Here is an 18,790-nt window from a genome sequence, read left to right as displayed (position 1 = left end):
ACGTGACCACCGGACAACCCGCCTCGTTCGACCACCGCATGGCCGTCTTCGACTCCGACGAGGCCTTCATGGCCGCCGCCCTGCCCTTCCTCGGCGAAGGCCTCGCCGCCCCCGGCGAACCCCCGCCGGTGGCCATCGCCGCCCCGCACCACCTCGACCTGCTGCGCGACGCCCTCGGCGGTGACGCCAAGGAGATCACCTGCGTCCCGCACACCGAGTGGTACACCGGCTCCGCCGCCAACGCCGTGGCCCGGGCCGCCGCCCACCTCACCGCGCACGCCGGCCCCGGCGGCCGGATCCACCTGCTGATGGAACCCGTGTGGGGCGGCCGCGCCGGGCGCTCGACCCGCGAGACGGCCGAGTGGATCCGCTACGAGGCCCTCGCCAACCCCCTCTTCGGCCCCCTGGCCACGACCGCCCTGTGCGCCTACGACACCCGCACCGCCGGGCCCGCCGTCGTCGCCGCTGCCCGCCGCGCCCACCCCGGCACGGAGGTGTACGAGGACCCGTTCCGGCTCGTGGCCGAACTCGACGCCGTACCGCTGCCGCTGCCCCCGGAGGGCGTCGAACCCCTCGCCGAGCCGCACGCGGCGGCCGTGCGCGGGTGGGCGGAGCACCGGGGACTGCCCGCCGCGGACGCCGAGTTGTTCGCGACGGCCGTCGCCGGGGCCGCGGCCGCCCTGGCCCCCCTCGACGGCACCGTCCTGCTGTGGGGCGAGGCGCCCGCCTGCGTCTGCGAACTGCGCTCGGCCCGCCCCGTCGCCGACCCGCTCGCCGGCTTCGTCCCGCCGCCGCCCGACGGCCCGGAGCCCGGCCCGGGGCTGTGGTACGCGCGGCAGGTCTGCGCGTACGTCGACATCCGCGACGACAGCGCCGGCGCGACGGTCCGGTTGCAGTACGCGTAGGCCCCCACCTGCACAAGCAGGTAGGGGAACGGGTAGTCCTCCCCCTGCGCCGGACCCTCCCCGGGGATCACCCTGGAGGCATGCTGCAACTCTCCGGGCGCCACCTCCCGGACCCCGACGCCCACTACGGCCCGTTCCCGCAACCACCTCTGGGAGCGGGCCACCTGAGTGTCGAGTACGCGCCCCGGCCCTTCGTCGTGCGGGAGGCACGCGCGGAGGTGCGCAGGCAGCTGGACGACTGGGGGATCGCGGAGCGCGGTGACGTGGCGGACGTGGCGGAGCTGCTCGTCGGCGAGCTGGTCACCAACGCGCTGGTGCACGCCGAAGGCGGCTTCCGGCTCACGCTCTTCGCGGCGCACGGCGTGCTGCGCTGCGAGGTCGCCGACGGGGAGCGGCGGGTGCCCCGGGTGCTGGAGGCGGACACCGGGGAGAACGGCAGAGGGATGTTCCTGGTGGACGCGCTCGCCCAGCGCTGGGGCTGCCACCGGGACGGGTCGGGCAAGACCGTGTGGTTCGAGCTCGGCACGTGCGGGGCGGACGGCTGCGGTCGGCGACAGCCGTGACGCCACCGCCGGGTTCGGCCGTCCCCGGGGTTCGCCCGAACCGCCGGGGGGCCGTTCCCCTCCGCGGGGGCGCGGGGCCGGGCGCGCGGTTTCCCGCGCCCCTGGGGTCGTTGCTCCCGCGCCCTCTTGTCGGGTGCGGTCCTTTACGGTTTCTTGATCTGCATGGCGGACACCACGGGAAACACCACGGACCAGGCTCCTCAGCACCCTCCTATGCGTAAGGCGAGTTGGAAGTACATCGGGCCGGGGATCGTCGTCGCGGCCACCGGTGTGGGGGCCGGGGACCTCGTCGCCACGCTCATCGCGGGCAGCAACTTCGGGTACACGCTGCTGTGGGCCGCGATCATCGGCTGTCTGGTGAAGATCTCCCTGGCCGAGGCGGCGGGGCGCTGGCATCTGTCCACCGGGCGCACCCTGTTCGACGGCTGGGCGAGTCTCGGCCGCTGGACGACCTGGTTCTTCGCGGTCTACGTCGTGGTGTGGGGCTTCGTCTACGGCGCCGCGGCGATGTCGTCGAGCGCGCTGCCGCTGCAGGCGCTCTTCCCGGACGTGATGGACCTGAAGTGGTGGGGCATCGCCTGCGGTCTGGTCGGGCTGGTCTTCGTCTGGTTCAACAAGTACGCGGTCTTCGAGAAGGTCATGACGGTCCTGGTGGGCGTCATGTTCGTGGTGACGGTGTACCTGGCGATCCGGGTGACGCCGAACCTGGCGGACGCCTTCGCGGGGCTCCTGCCCGTGCTGCCGGACGAGAAGGACTCGATCCTCAACACGCTGGGCCTGATCGGTGGCGTGGGCGGCACGATCACACTGGCGGCGTACGGCTACTGGGTCAACGCCAAGGGCTGGACCGACACCGGCTGGATGAAGGTCATGCGGCTGGACAACCGCGTCGCCTACGCCACCACCGGCATCTTCGTGATCGCCATGCTCTTCGTCGGCGCGGAGCTGCTGCACTCCGCGAACGTCGCCATCGCCAGCGGTGACAAGGGCCTGATCCAGCTGGGCGACATCCTGGAGGAGGAGTACGGCGCGGCGACGGCCAAGTTCTTCCTCATCGGCTTCTTCGCCACGTCCTTCACCTCGCTGATCGGGGTGTGGCACGGCGTGAGCCTGATGTTCGCCGACTTCGTGGCCCGGCTGTCGGGCCGGGGCCGGGCCAAGGGCGAGGAGGTCGCCTCGGGGGAGCGGGAACGCTCCTGGCCGTTCCGCGCGTACCTGCTCTGGCTGACCTTCCCGCCCATGATCCTGCTCTTCGAGGGCCAGCCCTTCCGCCTGATCATCATCTACGGCGTGCTCGGCGCGGCCTTCCTGCCCTTCCTCGCCGGCACCCTGATCTGGCTCCTGAACTCCCCCCGCACACCCCGCGAGTGGCGCAACGGCCCGGTGAGCAACGTGATGCTCGCCGTCGCGGGGCTGCTGTTCCTGATCCTGTGCGTCAAGCAGATCTGGGACCAGCCGTGGGGGGAGTTCTTCTAGGCGCCGGGAGGCCGGGCGGCTACGGCAGTGCGTCCACGTGCGGTCCGACGACGTTGGACCACGCGTTGCCGGAGGTGGCGTCCCAGTTGGTCGACCAGGTCATCGCACCCCGCAGGGCCGGGTACGTCCGCGGCGGCTTGAAGCTGCCGCAGTTGGTGGCCTTGGTGAGGCAGTCCAGGGCGTTGTTGACCACCGTCGGCGACACGTAGCCGCCGCCCGCCGCCCGGGTGGAGGCGGGCAGGCCGAGTCCGACCTGGGACGGGGCGAGGCCGTTCTCCAGCTGGATGCAGGCCAGGGCCGTCAGGAAGTCGACCGTGCCCTGGCTGTAGACCTTGCCGTCGCAGCCGAGCATGGAACCGCTGTTGTAGTACTGCATGTTGACGACGGTGAGGATGTCCTTGATGTTCAGCGCCGTCTGGAAGTAGGAGTTGGACGTCGACTGCATGTCGATGGTCTGCGGCGCCATCGCGATGATCAGCGACGGGCCCGCCTTGGCGGACAGGGCGCGCAGGGCCTGCGTCATGTAGGTCGCGTTGAGGCCGTTCTCCAGGTCGATGTCGACGCCGTCGAAGCCGTACTCCTGCATCACGGACCAGACGCTGTTGGCGAAGTTCGTCGCCGAGGCGGCGTCGTTCACGCTGACCGTGCCGCGCTCGCCGCCGACCGAGATGATGACCTTCTTGCCGGCCGCCTGCTTGGCCTTCACGTCGGCCTTGAACTGGTCGACGGTGTAGCCGTTGAGCCCGGCCGAGTCGAGGGTGAAGGACACCGCGCCCGGTGTGCCCGTGGCGTCGGCGAAGGCCACCGCGATGATGTCGTAGTGGGCCGGCACGTCCGAGATCCGCTGGACCGCGGCGCCGTTGTTGAAGTTCTGCCAGTAGCCGGTCACCGCGTGCTTGGGCAGGGCGGGGCCGGGTCCCGTGGTGTTGTTCGTGGTTCCCGTGACCGCCGCCGACCTCGGTGACTCACCGGCCGCGTTCGTCGCCGTGACCTGGAAGGAGTACGAGGTGGAGGCGGCCAGCCCGGTCACCGTGGCCGAGGTGCCGGAGACCGCCGTGACCTTGGTGCCGTCGCGGTAGACGGTGTAGCCCGTGGCGCCGGAGACGGTGTTCCAGGCGAGCGACACCGAGGAGGACGTCGTGCCGGAGACACGCAGTCCGCTCGGCGCGGCCGGGACGGTGGGGCCCGGGTCGGTGCCGCCGCCCCCGTCGGGGCCGAACACCGACACGTCGTCGGCGTAGTAGGCGGCCTGCCCGTACCAGCCGTGCGTGTACACCGTCACCGAGGTCGTCGACGCGCCCGTGGTGAAGGTCGTCGACAGCTGCTTCCAGGAGGCGGAGTCGGGGGTCCAGGTGGACACGTCCGTCGTGCCGGTGCCGGTCACGCCCAGGTAGGCGTATCCGCCGCGCACCCAGGCGCCCAGGTTGTAGGTCGAGTTGGGCTTCACTCGCACGGTCTGGGTGCAGCGCGCGTTGTCCTGGCCGGCGGGGGTCGCCCGCAGCGCGGACGTGCCGCTGCGCACCGGGGAGGAGACCGTCGTGCCGCTGCCCGCCGAGCAGGTCCAGTCGCTCAGGCCCGACTCGAAGCCCGCGTTCCGGACGTTGTTGACGTCGGCGGCGGAGGCCTGGCCGACGGTCGTGACAGAGAGGGCCAGGGCAGCCGTGAGGGCGCCCGACCACAGCCGCAGGGATCGTCTGTGTCTGGACATGACAAGAAGGTGGTCCAGACCAAAGCCGCTGTCAAGAGGTCCAGACCAACCGGTCCAGCAGCAGTCCCGCCGCGCATCCCGCCAGCAGCACGCCGGTCGACATCCAGAACGCCACACCCGCCAGGTCCAGCACGTCCGGCCGCAGCGCCAGCAGCAGCACCTGCGCCGCCACAGGAACCGCGCAGGCCGCCGCGAGGTGACGTACCGGCATCTCCCGCCACGGCTCGGGATGCACCCGCGCCGCCGCCCACGTCGCGAGCACCACGCACACCAGGTTCGGCAGGTGCACCAGCGCCAGCGCGGCGCCGAACGAGCCGACGCCCTCGGGGCCGACCAGCGGTCCGTACACCAGCGTCATCTGGACGTACTCGGCGACGACGAGCACCACGATGCCGACGGCCCAGCAGCGGACGAGTGCCATCACTTCCCCCCGGAGATCTCGACGTACAGCAGAACGGCGAAGCCCAGCGCGGCCATGCCGCAGCCCGCCACCAGCGCCAGCGACTGGAGCAGCGGCGACCAGCTGCCCCGGCCCGCCACCGTCGCCGTGCCCTGCGGGTCGCGCGGGTCGTAGGTGACGGTGACCGGCGTGCCCCTGACCGTCGACGCGCCGGCCAGGTCCTCGAACTCGACCTGCGTGCCGTCGGCCGTACGGAAGGCGAAGAAGTGCCGCCGGGCGTCGGAGCGGCCGTAGGGCTCGGTCTCCACCCGGACGCACTCGCCCCCGGCCCGGACCCCGCGCCGCAGCACCCGCGCGACGGTCACCAGCCGCCCGGCGTACCGCCCTGCCAGCGTCCCGAACAGCGCCACCAGCAGGGCGAGCACGACGTAGCCGGCGCCCGGCACCTCCACGGCTAGTGCACCTCGACCGAGTCGACGATCCGGTCCAGGTCCCCGTCCGGCAGGGCGCCTCGGGCGGCGTCGATGCGGATCGCGAACGTCGTGTCCGAGGAGTCGAGGCCCGTGAGGATCACTCCCTCCACCGGGGTGCCCTTGGCCGGGCCGCCGTCCTCGCCGGTCGCCTCGAAGGAGAAGTCGATCCGCTTCGCCTCGTCGGTGCCGGCCAGCTCCACGTCCTTCTGGCCCTCGACCTTCGCGCCCAGCTGGATGCCGGCCTCGGCCGCGATCGCCGCCTGCTCGGCCGAGTTCGCCTCGGTGAAGCCGAGCTGCACGGTGATGACCGAGACCTTCCGGCCGTCCTCGGTGCGCACCGCGGCCGCGGCGTTGTGCTTCCCCCGCTCGGCGGCGCTCTGCTCCGCGTACCCCTTCGGGTACGCCACGTCGACGCCCTTCGTCGTCAGCGTCCCCCACCCTTCGGGCACCGAGGCGGCGCCGGAGTCGGAGCCCCCGCAGCCGGTCAGGGCCACGGCGGTCGTGAGCAGGGCGGCGGCCAGGCGGGCACGGCGGGTCTTCATCGGTTCGGGCTCCCGTTCGTCAGTTCGCACAGTAGCTGTAGGGAAGATAGGAGCGACCGTCCCCGCGGGGCGCGCCCAGGAACTGGGCACCGGTCAGGGTCTCCGACTTCTTCTCCGTGCTGATCGTCATGCCCAGACTGAGCCCGAGATTCAACTCGAAGCCGTACTCGGCCGCGTTCACGTCGCCCGTGTACGTCATCCGGCTCGACTTCCCCTGGTCGAACATCAGCTGCCCGAAGGGGTCGTCGGCGCCCGGGCGGGACGTCGGCGCGTGGTCGGAGAACATGTACTGGAACGGCGTGGCGAGCTGCTCGTTGCTGCTGTCCAGCCACTGCTCGGCGACCGCGCGGTCCCGGTCCCCGGCCGGACCGGGGTCGAAGGTGAGGGTGTTGGTGACGATCTCGATGCCGGTCTGCGAGTCGGTGCCCTTCACGCCGGCGTTCCCGCCCCGCTTGTCACCGTCCTGCTTGCCGTTGTCGCCGCCCGCCTTGGCGCCGTCCTTCTGGCCGCCCTTCTCCACCGTGCGGGTCATGTCGACGCGGACGAGCTTGCCGGTCTTCTTGTCGTAGGTGACCGTGATCGTGCCGGTCTGCACGGTGTTCGCCGCGTACTCGCCGCTGAGCGGGCCCGCCTCGTAGCCCACCTTGGATCCGTACTCGATGGACGAGGAGTACGTGTACGACTTGGTGTTCTTGTAGGCGTTGTCCGTCCAGGTGACCTCGGGGGAGTACTTGAAGGTGCCGCCGAGCGCGGCGCTCAGCTTCTTCTCGTCACCCGCGGAGATCTTCAGACCCGCCGACGCCGAGGCCTCCAGGCCGACCTTGCCGTAGGTGATCTTCCGGTTGTCGCCGAGGTGCTCCTTGATCCGGTTCTGGGTGTCCTCCTCGTCCTTGAGGGGGCCCGTGCCGAAGAGGTAGAGGACGCTGTCGCCGAGGCTGGCCTCCGCGCCGCCCGGCATGGTGCGGCGCATCTCGTACATCTGGAGTTTCTCCACGTCGTCCCGGAAGCGCTGGGCCTCCTCGGGACTCTGGAAGACCCAGGTGTCGCCGTTGGTGACCTTGATGCCGAGCCCCAGCTCCACCTTGTCCGCGCCGAACCGGCCCACCTTCATGCCCGGCTTGAAGTCCTTCTTCGCCGCGACCGAGGCGGCGTCCGTGAAGGTCAGATAGACCAGCTGGTCGCTGTCGTCGACCTTGCCGTCGCCGTTGACGTCCGTCTTCGCCTTCAGGTGCTGCTCCTGGAAGCCGTACTCCTTGCCGATCTCCCAGAAGAAGATCTTCGCCTTGGAACCGGCCTTGTCGGTGACGGAGGAGACCTGGCACAGGGCCGGCTCGAAGTCGGCGTCGGTCAGCGGCTTGCCCGGGCCGGGCGTCCCCGCCGCGCAGTCGCCGCCGCCCGCGACCCGGCAGACCTGCGCGGCCAGCTTGTCGTAGATCAGCTGCCCGACGCCGGTCGCCGAGAGGGCGAGAACGATCGCGGCGCTGACGACGACCATGCCGAGGTACTCGGTGCCGGTCGCGCCGCGGTCGTCGAAGACCGGTCTGTGCCCGTGCGTCCGTATGCCGCCCCCGCCAGCCATACGGCACCCCTCCTTGCCCGAACCGCCTCTGCGTGGACGGCGAGCGTAGATACGCGCCGCCGCCCGGGGCGTGGGCCTCAGGGCCCAAACGAAGGCCCACCGTCAACTCTGGGCCCGCCGGGCCCACCGCCCGGGCCCGCCCGAGCCGCTCCGGTGACCGGCAAGATGCTCAACGTGCCCCGTTTTGACGCATCTTGTGCAACGGCAGTTGCTCACCAGCTACACAAACGCTGTTCTCCGGTCACAGAGCCGTGGATACAGTGCTGAGGTAGTCACGCAGTGAAGTCGACACGGTGCGCCGGAGTGACACCCGGCGTTCCGACGGGCATGGGGAAAACGGGGAGCTGCGCGTGCCAACTGCCATTGCCGTGACCAGTGCCGACATGGCGCTGCCGCCACAGGACGAACGCACCCTGCCCGCCGTCGTGCTCCGGGACCTCGCCGAACGCCCCCTGGAACAGGCGCTCGCCGACCTCCAGGCCCTGGTCGAGCACCACGGGCACGTGATCGTGGTCTGCTCACCGGCCGCGCCCACCGCCCTGCAGCGCCGCCTGCACACCCTGCGCTCCCTCATGGAGACCGACCGCGTCGCCCTCTTCAGGCCGGAGCTGCCACCCCTCGGACTGGCCGTCCTGGCACGCCAGTTGCGTCAGCTGGCCTCCTGCGACATCAGCCCCGGCGTGCTCGCCTCGGCCGGCCGGCTGCTCGTCCACTACATCCACGCCGGAGCGCTGCTCAACTCCGTCGCCCGGCTCGACCACGTGCCCGTCGGCCTGAAGTCGCACGCCAAGTCCTGGGTGCCCGGCAGCCAGTTCGGCGTCCTCGCCCATCCCGAGCCGAAACTCGTGAAGATCACGCCCGAAGCGCTGCTGCCCGGCCCCGAGTTCGGCACGTGGATGCTCGTCGCCAAGGGGCAGCTCCAGTCCGACTGGGTCAGCGCCACCCTCGCCCCCGCCTGGAACGTGCAGGGCCTGCGCGAGACGCAGTTGCCGGCCGAGTCACCGGCCTGGTGGGGCACCGGCAAGCTGATCGAGTTCTGCAGCTACCTGCCCGACCTGTCCGTCCTCTACCAGCTGGTCACCTCCGTACGGCGCAGCCGCTGCCACTGGTGCGGCATCGACGTCATCGGCGACCGCTGCGTCTTCTGCTCCGCCACGCCGCCCGTCCACGACACCCCGCCCCCGAAGCAGCTCGAGAACCGGACGGCCGCCGGGTGAGCCCGCGCACCGCCCTCCGGCACCGCTCCCGTCCCGCTCGACCGATATCCCCAACGAGGTTGTACGGTTCATGAATTCCCGTCAGCGCCGCGGCGTGATTCTCCTGCTCCTGTCGGTCGTCTGCGCCCTCGGCGCCTTCGCCGGCGTGCTGTCCGTCATCAGCGACGTGGAGTCCAAGGTCGGCCCCGAGGTCACCGCCTACCGGCTCAAGTCCGACGTACCGCCCTACACCACCCTCAGCACGGGCCAGTTCGAGAAGATCGAGATGCCCGAACGGTGGCTGTCGGACAACGCGGTCACCGACCTGCGCGAGATCCAGGGCAAGATCGCCGTGACGACCCTGAAGGCGGGCTCCCTGCTCCAGTCGGACATGATCGTCCGCCAGCCGGCCCTCCAGCCGGGCCAGCAGGAGGTCGCCATCATGATCGACGCGGCCACCGGCGTGGCCGGCAAGATCACCCCGGGCGCCGCGGTCAACGTCTACGCCACCTTCGAGGGCGCGCGCGAGGGCGACCCCGACCAGTCGAAGATCATCGTGACCAACGCCAAGGTCCTCGACGTCGGTGAACTGACCGCGCTCAACCCCGACGAGAGCAACCGCACCCAGCAGCCCACCGACGCCGTCCCCATCACCTTCGCGCTGTCCGCCCTGGACGCCCAGCGCATCACCTACGCCGAGTCGTTCGCCAAGCGCGTCCGGCTCGCCCTGGTCGCGCCCGGCAGCGACACCACCGTCCCCGAGCGGGAGCGGACGTACGAACTCGCGAAGGACAAGTGAGAGCGCATGCCCACGAGGATCCTCCCGGCCGTAGGTGACACGGACGCCGTCCGGTCCGTCACGACGCTGCTCAGCCAGCTCCCGGACGCCGAACCGGTCTCCCCGGTGGTCGACTCCACCCAGCTCATCGACACCCTCGCCCGCCTGGCCGCCGAATCGGTCGACGAGCTGCCCGAGGTCGTGATCGTCCACGAGCGGATCGGCCCGGTCCCCGCGCTGGAACTGATCCGCGAAGTGGCCCTGCGCTTCCCGGCCGTCGGCGTCATCCTCGTCACCTCCGACGCGAGCCCCGGCCTCTTCCAGGCCGCCATGGACTACGGCGCCCGCGGCCTGGTCGCCCTCCCGCTCAGCTACGAGGAACTCGCCAGCCGCGTCCAGGCGGTCGCCCAGTGGTCCGTCGGCGTACGCCGCCACCTGGGCGCCGGCGGCGACGTCTTCACCGGCGTGGGCGGCACCGTCGTCACGGTCAGCGGCGCCAAGGGCGGTGTCGGCGTCACCCTCACCGCGATCCAGCTGGCCCTGGCCGCCCAGGCCTCCGGCCGCAGCACCGCCCTGGTCGACCTGGACCTCCAGACCGGCGACGTCGCCTCCTACCTGGATGTCCAGTTCCGCCGCTCCGTCGTCGACCTGGCCGCCATCGCCGACATCTCCCCGCGCGTCCTGGCCGACGCCGTCTTCCGCCACGACACCGGCCTCGCCCTGCTGCTGGCCCCCGCCGAGGGGGAACGCGGCGAGGACGTCACCGACCGCGCCGCCCGCCAGATCGTCAGCGCCCTGCGCTCCCGCTACGAGGTCGTCGTCATCGACTGCGGCGCCCAGATCGGCGGCGCGGGAGCGGCGGCCGTGGAGATGGCGGACCGGGCCCTGCTGGTCACCACCCCGGACGTGGTCGCCGTACGGGGGGCCAAGCGCGCGGTGCGGATGTGGGACCGGCTGCAGATCCGCAAGGCCGAGGAGACGACGATCGTCGTCAACCGGCACTCCCGCGGTACGGAGATCCAGCCGCCCCTGATCCAGAAGATCACCGGCACGGCCGTCGCGGCCACCGCGGTCCCCGCCAACTTCAAGGAACTGCAGAGCGTCGTGGACGCGGGCCGCGTCCACGAACTGGAGAACAAGAGCGCGGTGAAGCAGGCCCTGTGGGGCCTGGCGGCGGAGCTGGGCCTGGTCAAGGTCCCCGAAGGTGCCCAGAAGGCGGGCCGGTTCCGGGGCGGTGACCGGGGGTCGGTGAGCCTGCGGCGGAGGAGGGAGGGGTGACCATGGTGCGGGAACGCCGGAACCGTGATCAGGGCCAGGTGACCATCGAGTTCCTGGGCATGACGCCGACGATCCTCGTGACGCTGATCGCCCTGTGGCAGGTCGTCCTCGTCGGCTACACCTTCGTCCTCGCGGGCAACGCCGCGGACGAGGCGGTGCGGGCGGGCACGGCGGTGGGGCCGGGCGCCCGGCAGGGCGCCTGCCAGGAGGCCGGCCTGAAGCACCTGTCGGACGCGTGGCGCTCCGGCGCGACGGTCACCTGCGGCGGCTCGGGCTATGTGACGGCCGACGTGCGCCTGGAGGTCCCGATCCTCTTCCCGGGCACGCTGTCCTTCCCCTACGCCGTCAAGGGGCACGCGGGAGCGGTCGAGGAGGAGACGGACTGACATGGCTGGTATCCGCAAGGGCTACGACGGCCGGGTGGCCGGGGCGACGGCGGCGCGGCCGGCCGACCGGACGGGTCCGGCGGGGACCGGTCCCGCACGGATCGGCATGGCGCGGACCGGCACGTCACGGACCGGCATGGTGCGGACCGGCACGGCAGGCGTCGCTACGGCGCGGACCGGCCCGGCAGGGATCGGCATGGCGCGCACCGGCGTGTCATGGACCGGCACGGCGCGCACCGGCCCGGCGGGAATCGGCAAGGGCCGGGACCGGGGGCAGGTCGCCATCGAGTACATCGGCTTCCTGCCGATCCTGCTGCTCGTCGCCCTGGCGGCCGTGCAGCTCGGCCTGATCGCCTACACCGCCCAGCAGGCCGGCACGGCGGCCCGGGCCGGCGCGCGCAGCGCGTCGCTGGCCGGGCCGCACGAGGCGGACTGCCGGGCGGCGGTGAGCAGCTGGCTGGCGGACGGCACCAGTTGCCCGGCGTCGATCGGCGGGGACGAGGTGACGGTCACGGCCACCGTGCAGATCCCGTCCGTCGTGCCGGGCTGGGACTTCGGTCCCGCCGTCAAGACCGCCACGATGCCGCGCGACCACTGAGCAACGAGCGAGGAGCACCGGACTCATGAGCCTGCGAGCACGCATCAACACCCCCGAGGAGAACGGCAACCGGGGTGAGGACGGCCACATGGTCGCCTCCTACCGGGCCAAGCTCCTGGAGGAGATCGACCTCGCGGAGATGAGTTCGCTGGCCGCCGCCGAGCGCAGGGCCCGGCTGGAACGCGTGCTCGGGCACATCATCAGCCGCGAGGGCCCGGTCCTGTCGACCGTGGAGCGCTCGCAGCTGATCCGCCGGGTCGTCGACGAGGCCCTCGGCCTGGGCATCCTCGAACCGCTCCTGGAGGACGCCTCCATCACCGAGATCATGGTCAACGGCCCGGACGCGATCTTCGTCGAGCGCGGCGGCCGGGTCGAGCAACTGCCCCTGCGCTTCGCCTCCAACGACCAGCTCATGCAGACGATCGAGCGGATCGTCTCCACGGTCAACCGCCGCGTCGACGAGTCGAACCCCATGGTCGACGCCCGGCTGCCCTCCGGCGAGCGCGTCAACGTCATCATCCCGCCGCTGTCCCTCACCGGCGCGACCCTCACCATCCGCCGCTTCCCGCGCTCCTTCACGCTCCAGGAGCTGATCGGCCTGGGTTCGCTGGACGAATCGATGCTGTACCTGCTGGCGGGCCTGGTGCAGGCGAAGTTCAACATCATCGTCTCGGGCGCGACGGGCACCGGCAAGACGACGCTGCTCAACGCGCTCTCCGGTCTCATCCCCGAGGGCGAACGCATCATCACCATCGAGGACTCCGCCGAACTCCAGCTCCAGCAGCCGCACGTCATCCGCCTGGAGTCGCGCCCGCCGAACGTCGAGGGCAAGGGCCAGGTCACCATCCGCGACCTGGTCCGCAACTCCCTGCGCATGCGCCCCGACCGGATCGTCGTCGGTGAGGTCCGCGGCGGCGAGTCCCTCGACATGCTCCAGGCGATGTCGACGGGCCACGACGGCTCGCTGGCGACCGTCCACGCCAACAGCGCGGAGGACGCGCTGATGCGTCTGCAGACCCTCGCCTCCATGTCGGACGTGGAGATCCCCTTCGTCGCCCTGCACGACCAGATCAACAGCGCGGTGGACGTCATCGTGCAGCTGACCCGGTTCGCGGACGGCGCCCGCCGCATCACCGAGATCGCGCTGATGGACAGCCACGGCAGCGACCCGTACCGGCTGGTCACGGTCGCCCGCTTCCACGCGCAGCCGATGGCCGCCGACGGCCGCATCTACGGAAACTTCGAGTACTACCCCCTCCCGCGCCGCACCGCCGACCGCCTCTACATGGCGAGCCAGCCCATCCCGCAGGCCTTCGGCATCGCCCGGAGCGCGGACCAGCTAGCCACCCGAGAAGCCAGGTAGGACCGACCGATGGAACTGCACCAGCTCATCACGCTCACCACCGGCATCACCCTGCTGACCTGCGTCCTCGCGGTCATCGGCCTGCACTCCTACGCCATGGGCAAGGCGCAGCGCCAAGCGCTCGTCGACAGGCTGTCCGCGACCGGCCAGATCCCGGTCGCCGGCCGCCGCCGCCACTTCCGCGGCATCGACCGCCGCCTGCGCCGCACCAGGCTCGGCAGGAAACTGGAACTCCGCCTGGCGGCGACGGGCCTGGACATCACCCCGGGTGAGTTCTTCGTCTACATGCTGGCGACGGTGGCGGGCCTGTGGCTCATCGGGCAGGCGGCCCTGGCCCCGTTCTTCGGGCCGCTGGCGGGATTGCTGGGCGTGTGGGTGGCGATCCAGTTCCTCAACTGGCAACGCCAGAAGCGCATCGAGAAGTTCATCAACCAGCTCCCGGAGATGTCCCGGATCCTCGCCAACGCGACCCAGGCGGGACTCGCCTTGCGGACGGCGATCGGCATGGCCGCCGAGGAGATGGAGGCCCCCGCCGGCGAGGAACTCGGCAAGGTCTCCGCCCAGCTGGCCGTCGGTGCGTCGATGGACGAGGCACTGGGCGAACTGGCGGACCGCCTCCCCTCGCGTGAACTCGTCGTCCTCGTCACGACTCTGGTGCTGTCGAACCGGGCGGGCGGCCAGGTGGTCAGCGCCCTGCGCAACCTGACCGAGACCCTGGAGGAGCGCAAGGAGACCCGGCGCGAGGTCCGCACCCAGCTCTCGCAGGTCAACATGACGTCGTACGCGGTCCCCGTCCTGGGCGTCGGTTCGCTCTTCCTCATGGACGGCGTGAAGGACGGCGCCCTGGAGCGCATGACCGGCTCCCCCTTCGGCCAGGCGGCGGTCATCATCGCCTTCTCGCTCTACGCCGTCGGCTTCGTCCTCATCCGCCGCCTGTCCCGCATCGACATCTGAGAAGCCCGGAGGCACACCATGGGACTGCTTCTCGCCCTGCTGATGGGCATCGGCGTCTGGGGCGTCTTCGCCGGCATCCGCATGTACCGCGCCGAGGCGAAACTCCCCGGCGACCTGGCCCTCGCCCTGGAGGTCGGCTCCACGCGCACCGGCGCGGTCGACTCGCTCGTGGACCGCATGGGCATGCGCTACGCGCCCGCCGTGCTGCGCCTGATGGGCCCCAAGCAGGTGGCCAAGTACCGCCGAAAGATCGACCTCGCGGGCAACCCGGGAGGTCTGACGATCGACCGCTACGCCGCGCGACGCGCGGTCTACGGCGCTCTGGGCGGGGTCGGCTTCCTGGTCTTCCTCATGCGTGGACAGCTGTTCGTCGCCCTGCTCCTGCTGGCCTTCGGGGCGTTCTGGACGGAGGTCGGCATCTGGTCGGCCATCCGCATCCGCAAGGACGTCATCGAACGGACCCTGCCGGACTTCCTGGACGTCCTCGCGGTCGTGGTCAGCGCCGGCCTCGGCTTCCGCCAGGCACTGGACCGGGTGGCGTCCAAGTACGAGGGCCCCTGGGCCGACGAACTGCGCATCACCCTGCGCCAGATGGACCTCGGCATGAGCCGCCGCGACGCCTTCGCGGAACTGCGCCGCCGCAACGACTCCGAGCAGGTCGCCATGTTCGTGACCGCGTTGCAGCAGGGTGAGGAGCTGGGTGCTCCGATCGTCGACACGCTGGTGTCCCTCGCCAAGGACATGCGGCGCACGGACGCCCAGAACGCGCGGCGGAAGGCGGCCCGGGCGGTCCCCAAGGCCACGATGATGATCACGACCTTCATGGTCCCGGCCACGATGCTGCTCCTCGGCGCCGGTCTGATCCTCGGCTCGGGCACGGACTTCGGCTCGGTGACGGGGAAGTAGGGGGACGCCACGATGCCGATGACAGGGGAACGCAGCGGACTGCTGGGCCGTCGCCGCCGCGCCGACCGGACACCGGAGATCACGACGCCCCCGGCGGGTACGGTGCTGCCCGCCCATGTCCGCACGGGTGCGCCCGACGTCCCGGTCACGTCGGTGACACCGGCGCTGCCCCCGGGGTGGGAGCCGGACGGCGGCGGAGTCGGCGGCGAGCCCACACTGCGGATCAAGGGGGACGGGCACCGAGCACCCCGGGTCACTCCGGTGGCTGGTTCCACGCAGGGGCGGGAGGGAGCCGCGGGCGCATCTGCGCCGAGTCCGTCGGCAAGGACCGACGGCCGACCGGCCGCCGACGGCACCGCGCCCCCGCAGGGGCCACCGCTGACGCTCGACGGCGCAAGCCGTACGCAAGATGCGGCGGCTCACCCCCGCCCGGGCGAAGGCACCGACGGCACCACACCCACCCATCCCGCCCTGGACATCCAGGTCAACGCCCTCCAGGCCATGTGCCGCCAGGTGTTCGGGTTCCGCCTGGCCATGATCGCCCTGGCGACCCCCACCGCGCTCGTCAACGCCAACGAGGGCCTTCCCACCCGCCTGGTCGGCGCCGCCGTGGTCGTCACCTTCATGACCTCCTACGTCCTCTTCCGGGACTGGGAACGCTTCGGTCGCCTCCTCCTGCGCCACCCCGTCCTCCTCGCCGCCGACACCCTCTTCGGCGCCCTGCTCCTCATCGCCGCGGGCCCCGACAGCACCCTCGCCTACGTCAGCGTGTGCACCCCCCTCCTCGCCGGGCTCGTCTACGGCTGGCGGGGCGCCGCAGTCTTCGCCTCCCTCCAGGCCCTCCTGCTCCTCCTCATCCACGCGGCCCAGGAGGACCCGGCCCCCGGCATCGCCGAGTCGACCCTCCTGCCCGGCCTCTGCGTCATCGCCGGCGCCGTCGGCTCCAGCCTGCGCAACCTGATGCTCCGCTTCGGCGCGGCCACCCAGGCCCTCACCACCGTCCAGGCCCGCCTCGCCGTCACGGAGGCGGTCAGCGCCGAACGCGCCCGGCTGGCCCGGGAGATGCACGACTCGGTCGCCAAGACCCTGCACGGCGTCGCCCTGGCCGCCGACGGCCTGACCGGGACGGCGGGCGCCGAGCGCATGGACCCGGACCTGGTCCGCCGGCAGGCCGCCCTGGTCGCCCGTTCGGCCCGGCGCGCCGCGGCCGAATCCCGCGAACTCCTGGCCGACCTGCGCCGCGAGTCGGACCCCGACCAGGGGACCGACGTCCTGGTCGAACTGGCCGCCCGCACCCGCGACTTCAGTGCCCGCACGGGCCTGCCCGCCGTCTACCGCCCCACCGGCGACCACGCCGTACCCCCCGTCCCACCCGCGGTGGCCCGGCAACTCCTCACCATCGCCTCGGAAGCCATGGAGAACGCCCACCGCCACGCCGATCCGACCCGCGTGGACGTCCGCGCAGGCGTCCACGGCGGCCTGCTCCGCATCAGCGTCCACGACGACGGCCGCGGCCTGCCCCCGGGCACCACCCTCGAACAACTGCGCCGAGCGGGTCACTTCGGCCTCGTCGGCATGGTCGAACGCGCCGCCTCGGTGGGTGCCCGCATCCGCATCGGCCGCGGCGGCCACACCAAAGGCACGGAGGTCCGCCTGGAACTCCCCCTGGCAGCCCTGACGGCACCCACCGCCTGACCCCCACGACCCGAGAGGAGGCACCGATGCCGGACCCCACCACCCCACACCCCGGCGCGACCCAGCCGCCGCCCCCGCCGAACCCCTTCGCCGCACCACCGACCCACCGTCTCCGGGTCGTCGTGGCCGACGACAATCCCGTGGTGCGCGCGGGCCTCACCGCCCTGCTCTCGGGCCGTGCGGACATCGAGGTCGTGGCCGAGGCGGCCGACGGCCGTCAGGCCTACGAGGCCGCCCACCAGCACCGCCCCGACGTCGTCCTGCTCGACGTCCGCATGCCCGGCGTGGACGGCCTCTCGGCCCTTCCCTACCTGGTGCGGATCGCGCCGGTGGTGATGCTGACGTACAGCAGGGAGTCGGAGATCGTGCAGGAGGCCCTGCGCCGGGGAGCGGGCGGCTACCTGGTCCACGGTGAGTTCACGGCCGACCAACTGGTCGACGCCGTACGGGACATCAAAGAGGGCCGGGCCCACTTCACCCCGACGGCGGCGGGCGCGCTCCTGACCCAGCTCCGCCAGAGCCAAGCACCGGCGGAGGTGTCCCTTCCGGAAGGGCTCGGGCAGTCGACGAGTGCGACTGCATACGGAGTTTCGGACTCCGTGAATTCGCATACTCATCCGCAAGAACGCGCATGGCCAGCTCACTTGCAATCCCGTCCGGCGCCGCATCCTGCTACTTCGTCAGAAAACCTTTCGCGAATGCAACCGGGTGTGGCACAGTCTTCGTCTGAGTGGGCGAGTGGCCGTCCGGCCGCTCCCGACAGGTCGCGGTTCCAGCTGAGTACGAGGGAGGCGGAGATCATGGACCTCATCGCGTCCGGCATGAACAACCAGCAGATCGCCGCCACGTGCTTCATCAGCGAGAAGACCGTCAAGAACCACATCAACCGCATCTTCGCCAAGCTCCACAGCACCAGCCGCTCCGAGGCCGCCGCGAAGTGGATCGGCACGGCCCCGGACTCACACCGAGGGTTGGGGTGACGTCCGGTGACGGTATGGGGGAAGAACCGGCTGGGCCCGTGTGATTGGGCCCGGGATTGGGCCCAGGGGCCCTCTGGCGGACAGCCCGTCGCGCCGTACGTTCCTCGTGTCGAAAGCGACACAGCCGAACCCGGAGGGGAACACCATGAGCGACCTGATGCTGAAGACCGCCGTCGCGACCAAGGTCCGCGTGAACGGCTGGAAGAACACGACGGCGCAGGCGATGCAGCGCCGCGCCGGCGACAAGGGCCAGACGGCGGTCGAGTACCTGGGCATCATCGCGGTCGTGGTGGCGATCGTGCTGGCGATCACCGGCACGAACATCGGTCAGACCATTCTCGGCAAGATTCAGGCTCAGATCGCCAAGGTCGCTCCTTGATCCGACCCCGCCCTTACGGTGACGCAGGGCAGGCCTTCCCCATTTACATCACGGTGGTGGGGGGCCTGCTCTTTCTCGCGTTCGCCTACTTCGCGGTCGGCCAGGCCGCAGCGAACAGGAACGGCGCGCAGACAGCCGCGGACGCGGCGGCTCTCGCGGCGGCGCAGGACAGGCGGGACCAACTCGCGGGCGCGTGGGTCGACAGCGTGCTCGATCCGGCCAAGTGGCGTCAGATCTTCGAAGGGAACGCGGACGGACTTGCTCCCTCGTGCTGGCGTGCGCAGGAACTGGCCGGCCGGAACGATGCCCATTTGGCGGGTATCGAATGCCTGCCGGATGGTCTGCTGGGGTTCAAGGTCGAGGTCGAGACCAACAAGCCCGTAGGGGAGTCGATCGTTCCCGGCACGGAGGAGCGGAACGCCAACGCGACCGCCGCAGCCGTGATCGAGCCTCGCTGCGATTTCGACCCTCTCGGTGACGATGCCGGCCCCGACGTGCTGCCGAAGCTCGTCTGCGATGACGGGGTCGAATGGGAGCTGAAGCCGGACGACCTCGATGTGCTGCCGGAACCCGAAGACCTTTTCGATGTCCACCTGGTCGACTCACAAGCGAACGACGAGTGATGAAGGAA

General features: G+C 71.2%; 20 protein-coding genes. 15 read left to right on the top strand and 5 right to left on the bottom strand.

Translation table 11 applies throughout. From position 1 onward, the window contains the following. Positions 1–2: 2 nt before the first annotated feature. From ACIGAQ_RS17425 to ACIGAQ_RS17415, 3 genes are all read left to right on the top strand, one after another. Positions 3–905, top strand: a complete 903-nt coding sequence (locus ACIGAQ_RS17425; protein ID WP_399783649.1) for an anti-sigma factor RsbA family regulatory protein — start codon at positions 3–5, stop codon at positions 903–905. An 80-nt stretch (positions 906–985) separates the two neighbouring features. Next, positions 986–1,468 (top strand): ATP-binding protein, encoded by a 483-nt coding sequence (locus ACIGAQ_RS17420; protein ID WP_399783646.1) that lies wholly within the window; start codon positions 986–988, stop codon positions 1,466–1,468. Positions 1,469–1,630: 162 nt separating this feature from the next. After that, a complete protein-coding gene (locus ACIGAQ_RS17415) occupies positions 1,631–2,944 on the top strand; it encodes an Nramp family divalent metal transporter (protein ID WP_311679840.1) in 1,314 nt (437 codons plus the stop codon). A gap of 19 nt (positions 2,945–2,963) precedes the next feature. On the opposite strand, the gene ACIGAQ_RS17410 is transcribed toward ACIGAQ_RS17415, so the two are convergent. The 5 genes from ACIGAQ_RS17410 to ACIGAQ_RS17390 are packed head-to-tail and all read right to left on the bottom strand — an operon-like array spanning position 2,964 to position 7,646. Beyond that, positions 2,964–4,652, bottom strand: a complete 1,689-nt coding sequence (locus ACIGAQ_RS17410; RefSeq protein ID WP_311679838.1) for a glycoside hydrolase family 18 protein — start codon at positions 4,650–4,652, stop codon at positions 2,964–2,966. Between the two features lie 31 nt (positions 4,653–4,683). Then, complete coding sequence (locus ACIGAQ_RS17405; RefSeq protein ID WP_362278360.1) at positions 4,684–5,073, bottom strand: hypothetical protein; 390 nt, start codon at positions 5,071–5,073, stop codon at positions 4,684–4,686. After that, positions 5,073–5,504 (bottom strand): DUF3592 domain-containing protein, encoded by a 432-nt coding sequence (locus ACIGAQ_RS17400; protein WP_399783641.1) that lies wholly within the window; start codon positions 5,502–5,504, stop codon positions 5,073–5,075. The genes ACIGAQ_RS17405 and ACIGAQ_RS17400 overlap by 1 nt, the downstream gene beginning before the upstream one ends. Positions 5,505–5,506: 2 nt before the next feature. After that, entirely contained in the window at positions 5,507–6,067 is a 561-nt protein-coding gene (locus tag ACIGAQ_RS17395) for a hypothetical protein (protein WP_399783638.1), read from the bottom strand. A 19-nt stretch (positions 6,068–6,086) separates the two neighbouring features. Continuing rightward, complete coding sequence (locus ACIGAQ_RS17390; protein ID WP_399783635.1) at positions 6,087–7,646, bottom strand: hypothetical protein; 1,560 nt, start codon at positions 7,644–7,646, stop codon at positions 6,087–6,089. 350 nt (positions 7,647–7,996) lie between these two features. Here ACIGAQ_RS17390 and ACIGAQ_RS17385 point away from each other — a divergent pair, with 350 nt between their 5' ends. The 12 genes from ACIGAQ_RS17385 to ACIGAQ_RS17330 all read left to right on the top strand — a co-directional run bounded on the left by ACIGAQ_RS17385 (position 7,997) and on the right by ACIGAQ_RS17330 (position 18,782). Then, complete coding sequence (locus ACIGAQ_RS17385) at positions 7,997–8,863, top strand: hypothetical protein (RefSeq protein ID WP_394814194.1); 867 nt, start codon at positions 7,997–7,999, stop codon at positions 8,861–8,863. Positions 8,864–8,933: 70 nt separating this feature from the next. After that, on the top strand, positions 8,934–9,641 hold the full coding sequence (gene cpaB / locus ACIGAQ_RS17380) for a Flp pilus assembly protein CpaB (protein ID WP_362278366.1): 708 nt from the start codon (positions 8,934–8,936) through the stop codon (positions 9,639–9,641). A gap of 6 nt (positions 9,642–9,647) precedes the next feature. Beyond that, positions 9,648–10,898, top strand: coding sequence for a CpaE family protein (locus ACIGAQ_RS17375; protein WP_399783632.1), 1,251 nt, complete (start codon positions 9,648–9,650; stop codon positions 10,896–10,898). Positions 10,899–10,900: 2 nt separating this feature from the next. Continuing rightward, on the top strand, positions 10,901–11,284 hold the full coding sequence (locus tag ACIGAQ_RS17370) for a pilus assembly protein (protein ID WP_311680490.1): 384 nt from the start codon (positions 10,901–10,903) through the stop codon (positions 11,282–11,284). Positions 11,285–11,480: 196 nt separating this feature from the next. Further along, on the top strand, positions 11,481–11,882 hold the full coding sequence (locus ACIGAQ_RS17365) for a TadE/TadG family type IV pilus assembly protein (protein WP_399784605.1): 402 nt from the start codon (positions 11,481–11,483) through the stop codon (positions 11,880–11,882). Positions 11,883–11,907: 25 nt separating this feature from the next. Then, positions 11,908–13,245 (top strand): CpaF family protein, encoded by a 1,338-nt coding sequence (locus ACIGAQ_RS17360; protein ID WP_311679823.1) that lies wholly within the window; start codon positions 11,908–11,910, stop codon positions 13,243–13,245. Between the two features lie 9 nt (positions 13,246–13,254). Beyond that, positions 13,255–14,199, top strand: a complete 945-nt coding sequence (locus ACIGAQ_RS17355; protein ID WP_094055063.1) for a type II secretion system F family protein — start codon at positions 13,255–13,257, stop codon at positions 14,197–14,199. Positions 14,200–14,217: 18 nt separating this feature from the next. Next, complete coding sequence (locus tag ACIGAQ_RS17350) at positions 14,218–15,105, top strand: DUF5936 domain-containing protein (protein WP_094055064.1); 888 nt, start codon at positions 14,218–14,220, stop codon at positions 15,103–15,105. A gap of 12 nt (positions 15,106–15,117) precedes the next feature. Then, complete coding sequence (locus ACIGAQ_RS17345) at positions 15,118–16,800, top strand: sensor histidine kinase (protein ID WP_399783627.1); 1,683 nt, start codon at positions 15,118–15,120, stop codon at positions 16,798–16,800. Between the two features lie 26 nt (positions 16,801–16,826). Beyond that, on the top strand, positions 16,827–17,780 hold the full coding sequence (locus tag ACIGAQ_RS17340) for a response regulator (RefSeq protein WP_399783624.1): 954 nt from the start codon (positions 16,827–16,829) through the stop codon (positions 17,778–17,780). A 145-nt stretch (positions 17,781–17,925) separates the two neighbouring features. Continuing rightward, positions 17,926–18,159 (top strand): hypothetical protein, encoded by a 234-nt coding sequence (locus tag ACIGAQ_RS17335; protein WP_399783621.1) that lies wholly within the window; start codon positions 17,926–17,928, stop codon positions 18,157–18,159. Next, on the top strand, positions 18,159–18,782 hold the full coding sequence (locus ACIGAQ_RS17330) for a pilus assembly protein TadG-related protein (protein ID WP_399784602.1): 624 nt from the start codon (positions 18,159–18,161) through the stop codon (positions 18,780–18,782). The genes ACIGAQ_RS17335 and ACIGAQ_RS17330 overlap by 1 nt, the downstream gene beginning before the upstream one ends. The last annotated feature ends 8 nt before the right edge of the window (positions 18,783–18,790 follow it).

Origin of the sequence: Streptomyces sp. NPDC085932 (genome assembly GCF_044540525.1) — a bacterium.
GTDB classification, from domain to species: domain Bacteria; phylum Actinomycetota; class Actinomycetes; order Streptomycetales; family Streptomycetaceae; genus Streptomyces; species Streptomyces levis.
This window is presented reverse-complemented; position numbering and strand designations above follow the sequence as displayed.

Excerpts from the sequence above, each read along its gene's own strand:
- ACIGAQ_RS17420 (WP_399783646.1), top strand. The coding sequence starts at position 986 with ATGCTGCAACTCTCCGGGCGCCACCTCCCGGACCCCGACGCCCACTAC.
- ACIGAQ_RS17390 (WP_399783635.1), bottom strand. The coding sequence starts at position 7,646 with ATGGCTGGCGGGGGCGGCATACGGACGCACGGGCACAGACCGGTCTTC.
- ACIGAQ_RS17395 (WP_399783638.1), bottom strand. The coding sequence starts at position 6,067 with ATGAAGACCCGCCGTGCCCGCCTGGCCGCCGCCCTGCTCACGACCGCC.
- ACIGAQ_RS17355 (WP_094055063.1), top strand. The coding sequence starts at position 13,255 with ATGGAACTGCACCAGCTCATCACGCTCACCACCGGCATCACCCTGCTG.
- ACIGAQ_RS17350 (WP_094055064.1), top strand. The coding sequence starts at position 14,218 with ATGGGACTGCTTCTCGCCCTGCTGATGGGCATCGGCGTCTGGGGCGTC.
- cpaB (WP_362278366.1), top strand. The coding sequence starts at position 8,934 with ATGAATTCCCGTCAGCGCCGCGGCGTGATTCTCCTGCTCCTGTCGGTC.
- ACIGAQ_RS17340 (WP_399783624.1), top strand. The coding sequence starts at position 16,827 with ATGCCGGACCCCACCACCCCACACCCCGGCGCGACCCAGCCGCCGCCC.
- ACIGAQ_RS17335 (WP_399783621.1), top strand. The coding sequence starts at position 17,926 with ATGAGCGACCTGATGCTGAAGACCGCCGTCGCGACCAAGGTCCGCGTG.
- ACIGAQ_RS17415 (WP_311679840.1), top strand. The coding sequence starts at position 1,631 with ATGGCGGACACCACGGGAAACACCACGGACCAGGCTCCTCAGCACCCT.
- ACIGAQ_RS17410 (WP_311679838.1), bottom strand. The coding sequence starts at position 4,652 with ATGTCCAGACACAGACGATCCCTGCGGCTGTGGTCGGGCGCCCTCACG.
- ACIGAQ_RS17345 (WP_399783627.1), top strand. The coding sequence starts at position 15,118 with ATGCCGATGACAGGGGAACGCAGCGGACTGCTGGGCCGTCGCCGCCGC.
- ACIGAQ_RS17405 (WP_362278360.1), bottom strand. The coding sequence starts at position 5,073 with ATGGCACTCGTCCGCTGCTGGGCCGTCGGCATCGTGGTGCTCGTCGTC.
- ACIGAQ_RS17370 (WP_311680490.1), top strand. The coding sequence starts at position 10,901 with ATGGTGCGGGAACGCCGGAACCGTGATCAGGGCCAGGTGACCATCGAG.
- ACIGAQ_RS17375 (WP_399783632.1), top strand. The coding sequence starts at position 9,648 with ATGCCCACGAGGATCCTCCCGGCCGTAGGTGACACGGACGCCGTCCGG.
- ACIGAQ_RS17360 (WP_311679823.1), top strand. The coding sequence starts at position 11,908 with ATGAGCCTGCGAGCACGCATCAACACCCCCGAGGAGAACGGCAACCGG.
- ACIGAQ_RS17365 (WP_399784605.1), top strand. The coding sequence starts at position 11,481 with ATGGCGCGCACCGGCGTGTCATGGACCGGCACGGCGCGCACCGGCCCG.